Annotated in this window: 16 protein-coding genes; 13 read left to right on the top strand and 3 right to left on the bottom strand. The window is 48.9% G+C overall.

Translation table 11 applies throughout. The annotated features are described in order from the left end of the window. Positions 1-186: 186 nt before the first annotated feature. The 6 genes from ectA to AAC007_RS06675 all read left to right on the top strand — a co-directional run bounded on the left by ectA (position 187) and on the right by AAC007_RS06675 (position 6,536). Complete coding sequence (ectA, locus tag AAC007_RS06700; RefSeq protein ID WP_295873458.1) at positions 187-714, top strand: diaminobutyrate acetyltransferase; 528 nt, start codon at positions 187-189, stop codon at positions 712-714. A gap of 62 nt (positions 715-776) precedes the next feature. Then, positions 777-2,051, top strand: a complete 1,275-nt coding sequence (gene ectB, locus AAC007_RS06695; protein WP_295873460.1) for a diaminobutyrate--2-oxoglutarate transaminase — start codon at positions 777-779, stop codon at positions 2,049-2,051. Between the two features lie 128 nt (positions 2,052-2,179). Continuing rightward, positions 2,180-2,563 carry an ectoine synthase gene (locus AAC007_RS06690; RefSeq protein WP_219043367.1) on the top strand — a complete coding sequence of 128 codons (384 nt, stop codon included), beginning with the start codon at positions 2,180-2,182 and terminating at the stop codon, positions 2,561-2,563. 192 nt (positions 2,564-2,755) lie between these two features. Beyond that, positions 2,756-4,192 (top strand): aspartate kinase, encoded by a 1,437-nt coding sequence (locus AAC007_RS06685; protein ID WP_295873463.1) that lies wholly within the window; start codon positions 2,756-2,758, stop codon positions 4,190-4,192. Next, a complete protein-coding gene (locus AAC007_RS06680) occupies positions 4,180-5,073 on the top strand; it encodes a hypothetical protein (protein ID WP_339675459.1) in 894 nt (297 codons plus the stop codon). The genes AAC007_RS06685 and AAC007_RS06680 overlap by 13 nt, the downstream gene beginning before the upstream one ends. 44 nt (positions 5,074-5,117) lie before the next feature. Then, a complete protein-coding gene (locus AAC007_RS06675; protein ID WP_296436674.1) occupies positions 5,118-6,536 on the top strand; it encodes a sodium/proline symporter in 1,419 nt (472 codons plus the stop codon). 23 nt (positions 6,537-6,559) lie between these two features. Here AAC007_RS06675 and AAC007_RS06670 read toward each other — a convergent pair whose 3' ends face one another. Continuing rightward, positions 6,560-7,138, bottom strand: a complete 579-nt coding sequence (locus tag AAC007_RS06670) for a TetR family transcriptional regulator (RefSeq protein WP_296436673.1) — start codon at positions 7,136-7,138, stop codon at positions 6,560-6,562. Between the two features lie 246 nt (positions 7,139-7,384). Between AAC007_RS06670 and AAC007_RS06665 the strand changes: the two genes are divergently transcribed. The 4 genes from AAC007_RS06665 (at position 7,385) to AAC007_RS06650 (ending at position 12,376) form a co-directional block, all read left to right on the top strand. Then, positions 7,385-9,790 carry a PEP/pyruvate-binding domain-containing protein gene (locus tag AAC007_RS06665; RefSeq protein WP_339675456.1) on the top strand — a complete coding sequence of 802 codons (2,406 nt, stop codon included), beginning with the start codon at positions 7,385-7,387 and terminating at the stop codon, positions 9,788-9,790. Between the two features lie 15 nt (positions 9,791-9,805). Beyond that, positions 9,806-10,795 (top strand): hypothetical protein, encoded by a 990-nt coding sequence (locus AAC007_RS06660; RefSeq protein WP_339675453.1) that lies wholly within the window; start codon positions 9,806-9,808, stop codon positions 10,793-10,795. Between the two features lie 27 nt (positions 10,796-10,822). Next, positions 10,823-11,833 (top strand): TIGR03617 family F420-dependent LLM class oxidoreductase, encoded by a 1,011-nt coding sequence (locus AAC007_RS06655; protein WP_339675451.1) that lies wholly within the window; start codon positions 10,823-10,825, stop codon positions 11,831-11,833. A gap of 66 nt (positions 11,834-11,899) precedes the next feature. Then, entirely contained in the window at positions 11,900-12,376 is a 477-nt protein-coding gene (locus tag AAC007_RS06650) for a DUF3465 domain-containing protein (RefSeq protein WP_339675449.1), read from the top strand. A gap of 3 nt (positions 12,377-12,379) precedes the next feature. Here AAC007_RS06650 and AAC007_RS06645 read toward each other — a convergent pair whose 3' ends face one another. Further along, a complete protein-coding gene (locus AAC007_RS06645; protein WP_339675448.1) occupies positions 12,380-13,156 on the bottom strand; it encodes a sulfite exporter TauE/SafE family protein in 777 nt (258 codons plus the stop codon). 831 nt (positions 13,157-13,987) lie between these two features. On the opposite strand from AAC007_RS06645, the gene AAC007_RS06640 reads away from it, so the two are divergent. Next, positions 13,988-15,256, top strand: a complete 1,269-nt coding sequence (locus AAC007_RS06640; RefSeq protein WP_339675446.1) for an RNA polymerase sigma factor — start codon at positions 13,988-13,990, stop codon at positions 15,254-15,256. 74 nt (positions 15,257-15,330) lie between these two features. Further along, entirely contained in the window at positions 15,331-15,666 is a 336-nt protein-coding gene (locus AAC007_RS06635) for a YciI family protein (RefSeq protein ID WP_219043378.1), read from the top strand. Here the strand turns inward: AAC007_RS06635 and AAC007_RS06630 are convergent. Next, positions 15,663-16,604, bottom strand: a complete 942-nt coding sequence (locus AAC007_RS06630; RefSeq protein WP_339675443.1) for an acyltransferase — start codon at positions 16,602-16,604, stop codon at positions 15,663-15,665. The genes AAC007_RS06635 and AAC007_RS06630 overlap by 4 nt on opposite strands. Before the next feature lie 163 nt (positions 16,605-16,767). Between AAC007_RS06630 and AAC007_RS06625 the strand changes: the two genes are divergently transcribed. Beyond that, the gene (locus AAC007_RS06625) at positions 16,768-17,196 is read left to right on the top strand and encodes a YciI family protein (protein ID WP_296436664.1); all 429 of its coding nucleotides are present in this window, start codon (positions 16,768-16,770) and stop codon (positions 17,194-17,196) included. Positions 17,197-17,204: the final 8 nt, after the last annotated feature.

Genomic DNA, 17,204 nt, shown 5'->3' with positions numbered 1-17,204 from the left:
ACAAACTACGTCGTTGTCAATACCTCAGCTTGAACAAAGACACTTAAATCACTTATAATGCTTCGTGTACTAAGCAATTAATCAGGAGGTTGAGTTCACGATTTAGTGAATAAATGCGATATAACGCACCAAAATGGCGCTTTGTATACCATTTGTTTATTAAGTTAGTATGAACACAAATAAATTGTGTTGAAATCAAATAGCGCGATGCAAGCCGACGCTGCCACGCTTCGTTTTCGCCAGCCAACGGCGGAAGATGGCTATGCCCTAAATCAATTAGTGGCGGCCAGCCCCCCACTAGATACCAATTCTGTTTACTGCAATTTGCTGCAGTGCACCCACTTTGCCGCGACCTCGGTTGCGGTAGAAGAGGACGGTCGCTTGGTTGGTTTTATATCAGCCCACCGTCCACCGGAAAAAAGTGACACGGTGTTTGTATGGCAAGTCGTTGTAGATGGGTCTCAGCGCGGCCGTGGTTTGGCAAAACGGATGCTGAAAGAAATCGTAAAGCGTCCTGCGTGCGCAGGAGTCAGCTTTTTAGAAACGACTATTACACCAGATAACGAGGCCTCTTGGGCGCTGTTTCGCAGCTTTGCCCGCGACCTCAACACAGAATTAAATCACAGTATTTGGTTTGAGAAAGACGCCCATTTTGGTGGCCAGCACGACAGCGAAGCGCTGCTCCGTATTGGGCCTTTTTCCGCGCCGCAATAAGCCACAAGGCTAGGCAGCAACAAATACGAATTCAGTAAGGAATGCTAAGAGGAGTGAAGACTATGACAATCTTTGACAGGCTCGAATCAGAAGTACAATCCTACGCCCGATCTTTCCCCGTTACCTTCGACAAGGCACAGGGCGAGCATTTGTACGACACCGACGGCAAGCAGTACATCGACTTTCTTGCGGGTGCCGGCACACTTAACTACGGGCATAACAATCCGGTATTAAAGCAGGCGCTCGTTGACTACATTATGCGCGATGGCATCACCCACGGCTTAGATATGCACACCGCCGCCAAAGGTGATTTTTTGCAGGCGTTTAATGAGCATATCTTGGCACCCCGTGACATGGAGTACACCTTCCAGTTCACGGGTCCTACCGGCACCAACGCGGTAGAAGCGGCGCTAAAATTAGCGCGCAAAGTGACCGGCCGTACCTCAATCGTGTCGTTCACCAACGGCTTTCACGGCGTGACCCTTGGCGCAGTTGCCGCAACGGGTAACAGCCATCATCGCGGCGGCGCTGGTGTCGCACTGGGCGATGTAAACCGTATGCCCTACTGTGGCTACTACGGTCGCGATGCCGACAGTTTAAAAATGATGGATAAATTACTGTCAGATCCATCTTCCGGTGTTGACCTTCCTGCGGCCATGATTGTTGAGCCTGTGCAGGGCGAGGGTGGCCTGAACGTTGCCAATAACGATTGGTTGCGCGGCTTGGAAAAACTGTGTCGCAAGCACGATATATTATTGATCGTTGATGATATTCAAGCGGGCTGTGGTCGCACTGGCACCTTCTTCAGTTTTGAAGCCAGCGGTATAAAGCCAGACATTATCACTATGTCTAAATCGTTGAGTGGCTATGGTTTACCCTTTGCTATTGTGTTGTTGCGTCCAGACTTAGATGTGTGGGAGCCAGGCGAGCATAATGGCACCTTCCGTGGGAATAACCATGCGTTTATTACCGCCGCTGCAGCGATTCGTCACTACTGGACGGATGACAAGTTTGCCGCAGACATCGTTGAGAAATCAGCGATTGTGAGTCACCGTTTCAAGAAAATTTCAGACCGCTACGGCGTCACCCAAATGCAGCCCAAGGGGCGTGGCATGATGCAGGGTCTCGCGTGTCGCGATGGCGAAACCGCCGATGAAATCGGCCGAGCTTGTTTTGAGCGCGGATTGGTTATTGAAACCTGCGGTAATCGCGGTCAGGTCGTTAAAGTGTTTTGCCCACTCACTATCGACAAAGCGGAGTTGGTGCGCGGCCTGGATATTCTTACCGATGCCATTGCCGATGTATTGGGCAAAGCGGTCGAAAAAAAAGCCTCTTGAATGAATGAGTAAAGCGTCTCTTCTGCGGAAACTGTTCTGTGGAAGAGGCCTTTATTAACGGTCTATTTATGTCGCCGCTGGGTATCAGCAAGAGCGGCATTTATTTTTAAGAAATAAAGGAATTTGAAATGATTGTTAGAACCTTAAAAGAATGCGAAAACTCAGAGCGTTGTGTAGCCACCGACACTTGGCAAAGTGTGCGCATGATTTTAAAAGACGACAAAATGGGCTTTTCATTCAATATCACTACTATTTTTGCCAATACCGAAACGCCAATTCACTACCAGAATCATCTTGAATCGGTGTACTGCATATCAGGCAACGGCGAAATCGAAACCGTGAATGACGGTAAAATTTATAAATTAGAAGCGGGCACCATTTATCTCTTAGATAAACACGACAAGCATCTATTGCGCGGCGGCAGCGAAGATATGCAAATGGCCTGTGTGTTTAACCCGCCCTTGAGTGGCAAAGAAGTACACGATGAAAATGGCGTCTACCCAATCGACTGAATCTGCTGAAGACCGACAATTTATTTAGGAGAGCTTTGCACGAGCCGGAATTTTGTTCTTTGGTAAGGAAAAAGCGCACGGAATGAGGGAGTTTATAATAATAAATGACCGATTGAGTACGATTTTGACGCTGCCAGAGGGCAAAATAGTAATCGTGTAGAGGTCTCTTTCAGCTATTCAACGGAGAGAAAAATGACACATAGTGTAGAAAAAATCGGCGGCACCTCGATGACCAATTACGAGGCGGTGAGAGACAATATCGTGCTCGCCGGTGGCGAGGATGGCAATGTTTACGGCCGTATATTTGTCGTATCGGCCTACGGTGGCGTAACCGATTTGCTGTTAGAAAATAAACGTAATAGTCATCCGGGGGTTTACGCCCTGTTTGCTGACGATGGCGCTGAAACCTTATGGCGAGATGCGCTTAGCAACGTTGGCAACACCCTTAAAGAAATTAATGCGGGTTTGTTTCCAGATATTGAGCAGCTGGCGGAAGCCAATAAATACATTGAAAGCCGCTTGTTCGAAGCCGAACGCTGCATGGACAACTTGCACCGCCTTTGTCAGCACGGTCATTTTGGCTTAGAAGACCACCTGCTAACGGTGCGGGAAATGTTGGCAAGTATCGGCGAAGCACACAGTGCGTGGAATACAGCCGCACTGCTTAAGCGCGACGGTGTTAATGCTCGCTATATTGATCTCTCAGGTTGGCGTGCCGAAGAGGCATTGCCTTTAGACGATCATATAAGGGAAGCGCTTGCCGGCATCGATTTAACGACAACGCTGCCTATTGTGACGGGCTACGCGCATTGCCAAGAGGGACTAATGGCCAGCTTTGATCGCGGTTATAGTGAAATGACCTTCAGCCGTATGGCGGTCATCAGCGGCGCTCGCGAAGCGGTTATTCATAAAGAATATCATTTAAGTAGCGCCGACCCTCGTTTGGTTGGTGCCGATAAAGTCGTGCCCATTGGCCGTACCAATTATGACGTTGCCGACCAGCTCGCGAATTTGGGTATGGAGGCAATTCATCCCCGTGCAGCGAAGGGCTTACGCCAACAGAAAATTGCTCTGCGAGTAAAAAATACCTTTGAACCCGATCATGCGGGTACTTTAATCGACTGTGATTATCGCAGTGAAAAACCTTGCGTAGAAATTATTGCGGGGCGCAAACAAGTCTATGCCTTAGAGGTATTCGACCAAGATATGGTTGGCGCACTGTGGCAGTACGAGCAAAAAATATTAGCGGCGATCGAACGCTTTAAAGGCACGGTGATCACCAAAGATATTAACGCCAACACTATTACCAATTATCTCGGTGTTAATTTAAAAACCGTCAAGCGCATTGTTAGCGCGGTTAAGGAATTATTTCCTAGTGCCGAAGTAAGCACGCGCAAAGTAGCAATTATCTCGGCCATCGGCAGTGATATGCAGGTACCGGGGATGTTGGCCAAAACCGTTTCTGCCTTGGCGTCTGCAAATATTAGCGTGTTGGCCATGCACCAATCTATGCGTCAGGTAGATATGCAGTTTGTGGTGAATGAAGATGATTATGAAATGGGCGTAGCCAGCTTGCACCGTTGTCTTGTTGAAGTGCATGACCACGGCGAAGCCATATGCGCAGCATAATTAAACGCTTGGCAATTCTAGCCGCACTATGTGCTCCGCTGCTGCTGTCAGCGGAGCCTGCATTAACGCCGGAAGACAGCAATGTCGACGCCTCAATTGATAATTTAAGCGAGCCACTCTACTCACCTTTCATTGAACGCTATATGTTAGATGAAATCCGCAGCTTGCGGATCGATATGGAGCGATCGCATCGAGAAATGGCAGCGGAAGTTGTCGATCGTGAATTGGGCGCTGCCGATAAGGCGGTGTCTTACGCCACCAACACCGTTACCTATTTTTTCTATTTAATTGCTGCAGTGAGTTCGGCGTTGGTCTTGATTGGCTGGAATTCGATTCGCGATATTAAAGATAAAGTTCATAAAGTCGCCAACGAACAGGTGGCAGAATTAGTTGAAGAATATGAGAAACGGCTTCGTACAATCGAGAAACAACTAAAACAAGAAACCGCGCATATAGAATCGAATCGCGAAGAAATTACCCTCACCCAAGAAATACATTCGCTTTGGTTGCGGGCGAGTCAGGAATCAAGCCCAGCGGGGAAAATTGCGATTTACGATCACATACTCGCCCTGCGCAAAGATGATATCGAAGCGATAACTTACAAGGCCGACGCCGCGCTAGATCAAAATGAGCCGCAATGGGCAATAAACTTATGTCATCAAGCGCTGGTGTTAGACGACGCCAATGCGCACGCCTTTTACCAGTTAGCGTGTGCGCATACCTGTCAGGGAAATTTAGATGATGCCGCGCGCTATTTTACCCACGCGGTCGCGCAGGCTGAATCTTACCGAGAAGAGTTGCACCGAGATCCTGCTTTGTCGGAATTGCGAGAGCACCCCTTGTTAATAGAGTTATTGGCTCCGAATACAGCGCCTGCATAAGCACATATACAAATCAACACACAGCAAACATCACGGAATTAACTATGATAACAGCCTGGAGTTTTGCCGCCTTTCTCAGTGTATTTGTGCTTATTGGCCTATCGTCGTTATTTTTTAATACCCACCAAAGCAAAGATTATTATTTGGCCAGCAACACCATTAAACCTTGGTTGGTGGGTTTGTCGGCAGTGGCGACCAACAACAGTGGTTATATGTTTATAGGTGTAATTGGTTACACCTACACCGTTGGGTTGTCGGCGTTTTGGGTTATGGTCGGCTGGATTTTCGGCGACTATATTGCCTCACACTTCGTGCACCGTAAATTGCGGGCCACCACAGAAAAAACCGGCGAGGTAAGTTATCTCGGTGTGTTGGCAAATTGGAATGGCGCTGTACTGCCAAACTACCAGCGTCTTGCTGCGCTGATCTGCATATTGCTTCTTACCGCCTATGCTGCCGCTCAGTTATTAGCCGGTAGCAAGGCGCTGCATGTATTGTTTGATTGGCCAACTTGGGCTGGCGCCGTGTGCGGCGCGGTGCTGGTAGCTGCCTACTGCCTTGCAGGTGGTATTCGCGCATCTATCTGGACTGATGCGGCACAGTCAGTGGTGATGATCAGCGCCATGGGAATACTCATGTGGGTGGCAGTTGCTAACCTGGGCGGTGTCTCTGCAACCCTTACGGCTTTAAAAGACGTGCCAAACTACATGGACTGGTTCCCTGAAGATCTCGCCTTTCCCGGTGTGCCCGGTGCGTTTTTGTTTGCTTTGGGATGGTTTTTTGCTGGCCTCTCAGTTGTCGGTCAACCTCATGTTATGGTGAGGTTTATGACCCTAAGTAGCGGTGATGATATGAACCGCGCAAGGGTGTGGTACTACCTGTGGTTTACCGCCTTTTATTTAATGGCCACAACGGTAGGTTTGCTGTCGCGCCTGTATCTGCCGGAAGTCGGCAGCTTCGACGCCGAGCTAGCGCTGCCAACCATGGCGCAAACTTTGTTGCCCCCTGTGCTGGTCGGTTTGATTCTTGCCGGTATTTTTGCCGCGACATTATCCACAGCAGACTCCCTAATACTTAGCTCTTCTGCGGCATTCACCCACGATCTAGTACCTAAAAATATAGAGCGCCCGTTTCTGATTAAAGTTTCTACCTTAGGCGTTTGTATTTTGGCCTTGGCTTGGGCACTGCTTAGCGCGCAGAGTGTATTTGCGATGGTGGTAATGGCGTGGTCGGGTTTGGCTAGCGCCTTCGTTCCTATGTTAGTCGTGCTGATTTTTGGCGGCCGGCCAAGTCAGGGAGTAGCCATCGCTATGAGCTGCGTAGGTATTACCACCGCCCTAGCATGGCGCTATTTTGATCTGCACAATATGGTTTACGAAGGCTTACCGGGGATTGTTGCCGGGGTCTCGGTGTATTGGCTGGCTAAACCATTTACAAACAGCAGCAAAGAGCCAGCACACTAGAAAATGACGTTTGTTGTTTTCGCTTAATTTAAAATACGCATAAGCGTATCGATATGGTGCTCCATATATTCTGTACTGCTGGGTTCAACACCGAGAATACGCTCTGTAATAGGCGCTACATTCACTAAGTAAATTAATGCGCCTGAGAGGATGTGGAGTAGGTCCATGGAGTCTACCTTGGGTAATAGGCCTCGGTGCTGAGCAAGTTCTATCATGGCCCTACCTTCGATAAAATCAGTACCGAGAAACTCCTCAACCAGCCAGTCTAGTCGCGGGCCGGGCATGGACGACTCTTGGAACATAATTTTTACCCACTCCGGATTGTCGAAGGTAAATTGCAGAATACGCCGGCACAAATCCCGAATCATTTCCGATTTATCGTCAGAATTTTTTCTTTGCAGAGAGATATCTTCAATATAGCGGGGCAAGGCATTGTTTCGCTGACGCCACACATAGGCAACGGCCTCCTTCCACAAAACCTCCTTGTTATCAAAATGGTACTGAACGAAGGTCTTTTGCTCTCCTGCGTGCTCAGCAACGATTGAAAATGAGGTGCCATCAAAGCCCATTTGCCCAAAAAGCTTGGCGGCAGCTTGAAGCACATTTTCTCGCCGTTGATTCGATTTGCTTGCTAGTTTCTTGATATTCATAAGGCCTAATTTATTTACCCTTCTCTTATGGCGCGTGATTATAAGGTCTAACGCTAGCGCAACTTAGCATTTGGCTTGACATTACACCAAAACTATATGATCGTATAGTTTGTTTGATAAAGTCTACCTTGCTCATAAAAAGGTGTAGACGCTCATATAACTATAAAAGCAATAAGACGGAATTATGGAATGCATAGCGTGACGCCAGAAATATATTTCCTAGAAGAGTTAGGAGTTAATCAAGCGCGCCTTCACGCCGCTGGTGGAAAGGCCGCCGGGCTCAGTCAACTGATGGGCTGGGGCCTTAAGGTGCCGGCGGGGTTTGTGATTTTAAATGCTCAGCGCGGCCAACACCCGGCGGAGCTCGCCGATTACTATCGGCAACTGGGAGCTGGACAGGTAGCGGTACGTTCATCTGCTCTTGGCGAAGATGGCGTTGAAAGCTCATTTGCAGGTCAGTACGAAAGTATCCTTAATGTCAGCGGTTTAGACGAATTAAAAGACGCTATAGATCGCTGTGTCGATTCCTTGACTAGTCAGCGCGCCAGTTCATATCAGCGAGACAAGCATATTCAAAGTAGCCAAATGAATGTTGTGGTTCAGAATATGGTCGACGCCAGCTTTGCCGGCGTTATGTTTACGGTTGATCCTGTATCCGGGCGCCATGACAGGCAAGTTATTGACGCTGTCGCCGGTCTAGGGGAGGCCCTGGTCAGTGGCGAAGCGACGCCTGATCATTATGAGCTAGATGGTGAGGGTAAGATTGTTCATTCCGACTTGCTTGGTGATCCCCCGATGTTGTCGCCACAACAGTGCTCGGCGCTCTTCAGTGATGCCAAAAAGGCAGTGCAAGAGGCGGGCGCGCCCTTAGATTTAGAGTGGGCTATTGATAAAACAGGAGAACTGTTTTGGCTCCAAGCACGGCCAATTACCACTATTGGTTCTGATTTGAATGAATTAGATACGCCATTAAAACCTGGTGATGTGCTTACCCGCTGCAACGTGGGTGAAATGATGCCGGGTGCAAGTTGCCCCTTAACCTTTTCAACGACAGGTCGCTGTATTGAAAACGGCATGCAACACATGCATGTCAGTTACGCGGGGCGGCCGGCTGTGAATGAGGAATGGACTCAAGTCGCAATGAGTCACGGCAAACTCTTTCTTAACATGAGTGGTTCCATCGCCGCGGCGGCAAATGTGTTAGGCGTAGACGCAAAGTCGATGGGCTATAGCTTGTGTGGCGGTGTAGTCGAGGAGTTAAAGGAGCCAAAGAAAAGTTACTGGTGGATACGTTTGTTGGGCACCATGCGAATGTTAAAATATTTGTATACAGCAGATGGTGTAATTGAAAAATTTGAAAAAAGGGCAAGTCACTTCTCTTTGCCCGTGACCGGCACAAGTCACGAGCTCGCTAGTGCTTTAGATCAAGCCTTACCTTTTTATTCGGAGGCGATGGCTGTTCATTTGCAATCATCAACCACCTCGGGTTTTGCATCTAATATATTGCAGGGAATGATTTCCGGGGGGCAAGAGAGTACAGCAGTAGAGCAAGCTGAGGCCGCCAGTTTAATGGCGGGCGCCAATGATGTGGAGAGCGCAGTGCTGGTAGAGCAGCTTGATGCCATCGTTGCGAAAATTGCAGAAAATAAAGAAGAAGCGAAACAATTTATAAATGCTACGCCTGCCGATGCAGTAACTTACTTGTACAGCGCTGACTCAAAAATTAGCACAGACTTTAATGATTTTCTTAAACGGCATGGTCATCGCGGTTACCGCGAGCTTTGCATGCGCGAGGCAAGCTGGGCCGATGCACCAGAAACGCTAATTGCCACCATGCAGGCTTCGGTAAAAGGGCAGCTTGGCGGTGCGAGAAAAGTGATGAAGCCCCAGCAGGTTGATCTCAATAATTTAAGTCGCGGGCTGCGTTGGATTTTGCCAAAAGCGCATAATGCTATTCGTCGCCGGGAAAAAACCAAATCCTTGCTGGTGGATATTGCCAATCGCTTTAAGCGCAGTTATCGAGCTTTGGGCGAGCAGTTATTCAGCGAAGGAAAGTTAAGCGATACGGATCAAGTCTTCTTTTTTACTCATAGAGAATTAATTGACTTTGTCGATGGCAAGGTCGATCTGGGTTTATGGCAAAGTAAAACAAAAGCACGTCGAACCGCATTGCACTTCCAAGACAAATTGAAATTTGAAGAAATATGTGTAGGAAAACCGGTCCCTATTGACCCGCGCATACACGTGAACCATGAAGGAAAAATTACTGGACGCCCGGTTTCCTCAGGCAGTGTGGTGGGAATAGCTCGGGTAGCTTTTAGTGTGGATGAGGCCGCCGGATTAAATCTAGGTGAAATACTTGTTGCGCCAATTACTGACGTTGGCTGGACGCCGTATTTTAGTCTAATCGCAGGGTTGGTGACCGATGTCGGCAGCTCGGTATCTCATGGTGCAGTGATTGCCAGAGAGTACGGATTACCGGCCGTTGTTAATACCCGCGTTGCCACTCAACAAATTAAGACCGGCGACAAGATACACCTCGACGCTGATACTGGCGTGGTGACAATTTTACAAACTTTCGATTCTCTTAATAACAATCTCTGAAAAGAGCAAATGACTATGATTGACGAAAAGACTCTCAGCCAGTTTGGCATAAAATTAGAAGATGAGTTTCCCCATGTCTTTAGTGAAGACCATGAAGACTGGAATGAATCTTATTTTTTCGATTGGTATGATCGTGAGGGGCACAATGCCGGTCACTGCCGTATTGCTTGGCACCCAGTTCAGAAGCGTGTGCTTTTTTGGTTGTATATATTTAACGGCTCGGAATGGATGGTTATTGAAGAGTATCGCCTGCCATTTTCAGAGCTTAAGTTAAATACCGATAAGTCGGTGTTCTCTTATTCCGGGTGGGGCCTAGCGTTCGATTACGTAGCCACTGCCGCACTCAATACCGGCAAATTAACGGTATCTGGATTTGCCCGCGTGGTATCGGGCCACCGACAGGGACTGGTATTGCCCGTGAGTCTGAACCTGGCATTTCAGGCGCTTGGTCCCGCACATTCGCGGGGTGCTGGCACCGTAGAAAATCACAGCGCTGAAGGTTTCAGTACTAATCGGTATGAGCAGCCAATTGCTGCGGAGCTGCAATTAGCGATTGATGCAGATAAATACCTTATCGATGTGCGCGGTGAGCGTGATCATTCCTGGGGGCCGCGGCCTTGGGATATGGAGTGGCAATTTTTTGTGGTTAATAGCGAACATTTCAGTCTTCAATCTACGGTAGTGAATATACCCGATTGGTCGACTATTCAAATGGGCTACTATCAAGCGGCAGAGAAAGAGATGGAGCATCTCAGCAAGGTTGAGTTCGATTTGGCATTTGATGCGGCTGATCCGACTAAGGCGGTGCAGGGCAGCTTTAGTTTAGTTTGTGATAGCGGAAGACAAATAAGTGGGCGCATAGAAACAATTAGCGGAATGGAAATTGATATTACTCACACCTTCGCGACACCGAAGCGCACAGAGTATCGCCGTTCACTTGTGCGTTGCTTTATCGAAGGTGAAGACGCGGTGATTGGCTGGTTGGAATGTAATCGCCAAATTTAAAAAACTAAAAAATAATTAGGTAATGAAATGAAAATTGACGGACCCTTTTATGCGCAAATGAGTGGCGCAGCCGAAGAGGCAAAGCGTTTGGCTGCGATAGGCTACGACGGTGTTTATTCCCTGGAGGGAAGTTGGGACCCCTTCTTTCCACTGGCCCTCGCTTCTGAACACGAACCGAGCCTCGATATTGCCACGGGTATTGCCGTAGCCTTCCCGCGCAACCCATCTCATATTGCCTATCAGGCTTGGGATTTGCAGACTTTCTCGAAGGGGAAGTTTAGCCTTGGCATAGGCTCGCAAATAAAACCGCATATTGAAAAGCGTTTCGGTTTGGAATTTAACCCCGCGGCGGCAAGAATGCGGGAATATATTCTCGCCGTGAAAGCGTTCTTCGACTGTTGGCAAAATGGGTCTACATTGGATTTTCAGGGTAAGTTTTATCGCCATACTTTAATGACGCCGATGTTCAACCCCGGCCCAAACCCTTATGGTGTTCCGCCAATTTTATTAGGTGCGCTTGGCCCAAAGATGACCGAAGTGGCGGGCGAAGTAGCAGACGGTTTGATTGTTCATCCATTCAATAGTATGCCGTTTCTTGCGAACCACGCGCTTCCCGCTGTTCGGCGAGGACTTGAAAAATCGGGTCGTGGTTTTGATGATTTTACCTTGCAAGTGAACGCCATCATTATTACCGGCGAAACCGAAGCCGAATATCTGGCAGCGGAGAAAAGTGTAAAAGGCTTACTGGGCTTTTACGCGTCAACACCAGCGTATATCCCACCAATGGACGCTGTGGGATTGGGTGATTTACAGCCGATTATGAATCGGCTGTCGAAAGAAGGTAAATGGGATGAACTCGGTAGCTACGTTAATGATGAATTTGTCGACGCGTTTTGTACTAGAGGTAAGCCTGAAGAAATCGCTGGTAAGCTAAAAGCCAAATATGGCGCTTACGCAGATAGATTAGCGATTTACGCCCCTTATGCTGCACCGGATGAGATGTGGAAAAAAATTATAAGTGAGCTGAAATCGTCGTAATTTACAATGAATTAGCAATTTTCGGTATACACTCACAATGTTAAACCGAACTGAGTTTTGGCTGTTATGAAAAAATGGATTTACACAGCGTTGGCGGTGCTCGCTCTGTATCAAATTTATTTACGGAACCCCCAGCTAGGCGAGCACGTTCAGGATTTTTTACCAGTAGCGTCAGAGTCTAGGTTCCAGGGTGTTAGTGAAGAAGTTAGTGGCGAACAACAATTAGCCGACGCGTTTAATCGCCAGCTTAGCGATGTTCAAGTGAGTGGTAGTGGGCAGGTTATTAAGGTCTTGGCAGACGATACCAAGGGAAGCCGGCATCAGAAGTTCATTCTTAAACTCACTTCTGGGCAAACGTTATTGGTTGCGCATAATATCGATATAGCGCCGCGTATCGAAGGTTTACAAGCCGGCGATAAAGTTAAATTTTATGGTGAGTACGAATGGAATAAGCTGGGTGGCGTACTGCATTGGACACACCGTGATCCAGCAGCACGACACGTCGGCGGCTGGTTAGAACACCGTGGTCGACGTTATCAGTAGCGCTCAACCTTCTAGTGCCTTCCAAAGCCCCAGTGCACTTATCAATAGCAGCGTTATGCCCAATACCCTAAAGAAGATGGGTGTTTCTGCTTTCAGCATTTTTGCGTGAAAGCGCAGGCCGATAAAGTGGCCGATCGCGGCGCAGGGTAATAGCCACAGGTGGTGAATCATTTGCAGGCTAACATCGGCATAGATAAATGCCGCCAGCTTTATACTCACTAAAATAAACCACAGTGCAAACAAGGTATCGCGCAGTCGTTCGCGGGCAACATGCTGGGCGGCCACCGCGATAATTAAGGGCGCGCCAATTAATGAGGTGCCGCTGATATAGCCACCGGCCATTAGGAATATGGCGTCGACAAACTTGTTATTACTCTTAAAGGGTTTGTTGAAAATGTAGGTCACCGCGTACACCGACACGATCACGAAAATGATCATGCTTAGCACGTCGGCGGGCATGGTAATCAAACCAAACACCCCGAGTAGTTTTGGCACGATCATGATTGCCAACATATATCTTAGGTAGGGCCAATCGACGGTGCTTTTGTGAGCGCGATTGGCGGCCTCTGATTTACGGTTGTTCAAGACCAGCGTGATGGAAGAGAAGAATAATAACTGCACGGAAATCAGCGGTAGAAAGACCAGTGGCTGGTTGTATACCAGTAGTAAAAAGGGCAGTGATAGAACCGCGCCGCCAAAGCCGAGACCGGAACGGACAAAGCCGCTCCAGACAAAGATCAAGCCGATCAGTAGGTACTGATATAGGTGAAGGTCAGACATTGGTATCCGGTGACATTGTGTAAACGCATGGCGGGAATTGCTGGTGCAAATTGTAAGGTGCTAGCCATTCCGTTGCTAGGGTCTGTCGCTGCAATCCGGATAATTTTGGCAGCCGATCGCTGCTCCCCAAACTATATTTTGTGTTTATCGTCATCGCCTATAGCTAAAACCAACAAAGGGCGTACTCTGACAGTCATCACTACTAGCGTGGTGGTGTTTTGTATTGCCGGTGAGATGTCTATATGGCGTCCACGCCCCACTGAATGGAGTTCAGTTTATGAGTAAAGAACAAAAAAGTAATAAAGAAACCAAGAAAAAGCCCTTGTTAACGCAAAAGGAGAAGAAGCTAGCCAAAAAAGACAAGGCTAGTACTACAAAAAGTTCACCGTTCAATTGATATCCCAAAACTCACAGGTGCGTAGCAGCCAATGCCTCGCACCTGATGCCTCGTACTTGCACTCAGTAACACCTACTTCCTAAACCTTTATTAACCATGATTTAAGCGATGACTTCCGCGAGTGTTCGCTAAGATACGCGGCTGCCTTTCATGACTAGCTAGTGTAGTATCTTGAATAGATGCGCTTTATAGAAAGCTCTCCTGGCGATCACCACAAGGCGCAGTCCGCAGGCAATAGTGGGCTCTCTTGTCAAGGACCGTAACGCGGTGGTGGGCGCCTGGCGGGCTTCCCGCAGGGTGAGGAGCGTCACCCCACTGCAACAGGCCTTGCGCCGGAACTGAAAACGCGACTCATCTATATGTGCAGTCTATTCAAGACACTACACTAGGTTAATATTGGCTGCATTCAATACTAGATCGATGTGGTTTTGGCGATGACGACGGCGCTGCTAAATCAGCAAATTGAGGATGTGTATCGAAAGGAGTCGCGTCGTGTACTGGCGACACTCCTACGTTTACTCGGCGACTTTCAATTAGCGGAAGAGGCTCTGCAAGATGCATTCACTGCGGCTTTAAAACAATGGCCTGGCGACGGCGTACCCGCAAATCCTCGGGCCTGGTTAGTGTCTACCGGGCGATTTAAAGCGATTGATGGACTGCGGCGACAGTCGCGCTTTGTGCACGGTATCGACGAGCTTGCCGACCAGTTGGAGGCGGACACCCCCGATTTTGTCGCCTTTGCTGATGATGATATCGAAGATGATCGTCTGCGCCTTATTTTCACCTGCTGCCATCCCGCCCTTGCCGAAGACAGTCGTGTTGCTCTAACGCTGCGCGAAGTCTGTGGACTGACGACGGAAGAAATCGCCAGCGCGTTTCTCAGTCGGCCAAGCACCATTGCCCAGCGTATTGTCCGCGCCAAGGCAAAAATTCGCGACGCGAATATTCCCTTTCAAATACCCGGTGCGGCGGAACTACCGGAGCGTATTAACCCGGTGCTGCAGGTGCTCTACCTAATGTATAACGAGGGCTATTCGGCGTCGTCGGGGGAAAATGTCACGCGGGCTGATCTTTCCGCAGAGGCGATTCGCTTGGCGGAGTTAGTGCTAGATTTAAATAGCGATAGCACTGCTGACACGGAAATAGCGGGGCTGCTCGCACTCATGTTATTGCAGGAGTCCCGCCGCGCTGCTCGCAGTGACGCGCAGGGTGAATTGGTGCTGATGGTGGATCAGGATCGCCGTCTCTGGAACCGCGATTTCATCGAAAAGGGGGTGGCCTTGGTGCGCCGCGCACTTGGCGATGGTCGATATGGCTCCTATTCTATTCAGGCCGCTATAGCGGCGATTCACGCCGAATCCAGCTCGCCGGACACCACCGATTGGCACGAGATTGTGGGTTTGTATGAGGTGCTGTTAAGGGTGAATGCCAATCCGGTTATTGCCTTGAACCGTGCGGTTGCCGTCGGCATGAGAGACGGCGCTGCCGCTGGGGCACGGGCAGTGGATGAGATATACGATAGCGGTGCGTTGGCGGACTACCACCTCTTGCATGCCGCACGGGCCGATTTTCAGCGCCAGCTTGGGCTGTATCAGGCTGCTCTGACGGCCTATGAAACGGCGCTTGGCTATGCCCAGCAACTACCGGAAATTCGGTTTTTAGAAAAACGTATCGCCGAGATGCGGGCAAAATTAGCGAGCTAATTTGGCGGCCTGTGTCGATTTAAGGTCTCCCTAATCGACTAGGATAAACAGCAAGCTTTTAGAGGGTGAAGAAAATGAAGTACTTATGTTTAGTCTATGGCGACGAAGCCAAAATGGCGGAAATGAATGATGCTGAGTGTATGTCCTGTGTTGGGGGGCTCATAGACAGCGGTCATTTCATTGCCGGCGAAGCGCTGCAGCCTGTAGAGACTGCCACTACCCTGCGCATTCGCAATGGCAAAGTCTCCTATACCGATGGCCCCTTCGCCGAAACCAAGGAACAGCTAGCCGGGTTTTATCTACTGGAAGCCCGCGACCTTAACGAGGCGCTGGATAAGGCGGCGAAAATTCCGCCCGCCCGTATCGGTTCAATTGAAGTTCGGCCAATACGTGAGTTGCAGCCAGATTAAGCCAGCTCGGTTTTGCTGTGAAGCTCGCCTAAAAGCTGATCTTTGTGCGCCCACAACTCCGACACCCACTGCTGAAACTCGGCCCTAAATTGTTGATCGCTCATATAATCACGGCTTAAAAAGCGCGGTGGAATGGTTTGCCTTTCTACGCGAACTACCACTTTGCTTATTTGGCCAGACAAGAAGTGCCAAAAACTGCGGTCGTCGCTAGGGTAGTGAATCGTAATATTTAAGAGGGTGTGCAATTGCTCGCCCATGGCGCCCAGTACAAAGGCGGCACCGCCAGCCTTGGGTTTGAGCAAATACCGGTAAGGTGATTCCTGTTGTGCTTGTTTTTCAGGGGTAAAGCGCGTGCCCTCCATGAAATTAAACACCGTGACGGGGGTGTATTTAAATTTCTCGCAGGCTTTGCGGGTCGTCTCCAAATCCTTGCCTTTTAAGGCCGGATTTTTCTCTATCTCCGCCGGCGAGTAGCGTTTCATAAATGGAAAGTCCAGCGCCCACCACGCCAGACCAATCACCGGCACCCATATAAGTTGCTGTTTAAGAAAGAACTTGAGCATGGGAATTTTGCGGAAAAGGGCTTTCTGAGCAACCAGAATATCCGCCCACGACTGGTGATTACAGGTGACGAAATACCAGTCCTTTGGATCGAGTCCGTCTGTCCCTTCGATATCCCATTCAATGTTATTTACAACTTGAAGCAGCAGATTGTTAAAACCCACCCATAAATTAGCAATCTCAATGGAGATGATTGTGAACCAGCGCCGAGTTGCTGTTAGCGGAATAAGCAGTTTAAGAAGCGCTGCAAGTAATAAAAATGGGACTAAGATTAAAGTGGAACAAATGATCAGCAGCAGAATCAGGCCGCCGCGTAAGCACTGGGGGAGAAATGTCAGCATAGTTTCAGGTCTGTAACTATTTATGATGTTGGCCATTGTAATGCCAATACCGGGTGCGAGTAAAAACTTTGCCGCATGCCTGATACCGGACAGATGTGAGGAATAAATAGAATTAGGTAGAAAAATAATTCCCACCACCTGTCGAATTAACGCAGTGGGCTTCGACTATAGGTGAATATTGTTAAATGTGGAGTGATTTATGAAATGCATTGTGTTGATGAAAGCGAGCGCAAGTAGCGAAGCAGGAGAGATGCCAAGTGAGCAATTACTCACCGACATGGGCGCCTTTAATCAAGAGTTGGTAGCGGCGGGTATTATGTTGAGTGGTGAAGGATTACATCCGACAAGTGCGGGGGTTCGTGTCCACTTTGGCGACGGTGAACCCCGCGCAGAGCGCGGCCCCTTCTTGGAAGGCACGGAGCTGATAGCTGGGTTTTGGATGTGGCAGGTCGCATCGATGGAAGAGGCGATAGCCTGGGCTAAGCGAATTCCCAATACCGACGGCGAGCATGGCAATGTTGAAATTCGCCCGGTATTTGAGGCAGAGGATTTTGGTGAAGAATTTACCCCCGAGCTGCAGCAACAAGAGACGCGCTTGCGTGACGCCATGCAGCAACAGCAACAATAATTTGAGTA

This window comes from uncultured Zhongshania sp. (assembly GCF_963975605.1).
Lineage (GTDB): Bacteria > Pseudomonadota > Gammaproteobacteria > Pseudomonadales > Spongiibacteraceae > Spongiibacter > Spongiibacter aquimaris.
The sequence above is the reverse complement of the archived record's forward strand: the minus strand, read 5'-3'. Positions and strand labels throughout refer to the sequence as shown.

Excerpts from the sequence above, each read along its gene's own strand:
- AAC007_RS06630 (WP_339675443.1), bottom strand. The coding sequence starts at position 16,604 with ATGGCCAACATCATAAATAGTTACAGACCTGAAACTATGCTGACATTT.
- AAC007_RS06640 (WP_339675446.1), top strand. The coding sequence starts at position 13,988 with ATGACGACGGCGCTGCTAAATCAGCAAATTGAGGATGTGTATCGAAAG.
- AAC007_RS06690 (WP_219043367.1), top strand. The coding sequence starts at position 2,180 with ATGATTGTTAGAACCTTAAAAGAATGCGAAAACTCAGAGCGTTGTGTA.
- AAC007_RS06635 (WP_219043378.1), top strand. The coding sequence starts at position 15,331 with ATGAAGTACTTATGTTTAGTCTATGGCGACGAAGCCAAAATGGCGGAA.
- AAC007_RS06675 (WP_296436674.1), top strand. The coding sequence starts at position 5,118 with ATGATAACAGCCTGGAGTTTTGCCGCCTTTCTCAGTGTATTTGTGCTT.
- ectB (WP_295873460.1), top strand. The coding sequence starts at position 777 with ATGACAATCTTTGACAGGCTCGAATCAGAAGTACAATCCTACGCCCGA.
- AAC007_RS06650 (WP_339675449.1), top strand. The coding sequence starts at position 11,900 with ATGAAAAAATGGATTTACACAGCGTTGGCGGTGCTCGCTCTGTATCAA.
- AAC007_RS06625 (WP_296436664.1), top strand. The coding sequence starts at position 16,768 with ATGAAATGCATTGTGTTGATGAAAGCGAGCGCAAGTAGCGAAGCAGGA.
- AAC007_RS06680 (WP_339675459.1), top strand. The coding sequence starts at position 4,180 with ATGCGCAGCATAATTAAACGCTTGGCAATTCTAGCCGCACTATGTGCT.
- AAC007_RS06660 (WP_339675453.1), top strand. The coding sequence starts at position 9,806 with ATGATTGACGAAAAGACTCTCAGCCAGTTTGGCATAAAATTAGAAGAT.
- AAC007_RS06645 (WP_339675448.1), bottom strand. The coding sequence starts at position 13,156 with ATGTCTGACCTTCACCTATATCAGTACCTACTGATCGGCTTGATCTTT.
- AAC007_RS06685 (WP_295873463.1), top strand. The coding sequence starts at position 2,756 with ATGACACATAGTGTAGAAAAAATCGGCGGCACCTCGATGACCAATTAC.
- AAC007_RS06655 (WP_339675451.1), top strand. The coding sequence starts at position 10,823 with ATGAAAATTGACGGACCCTTTTATGCGCAAATGAGTGGCGCAGCCGAA.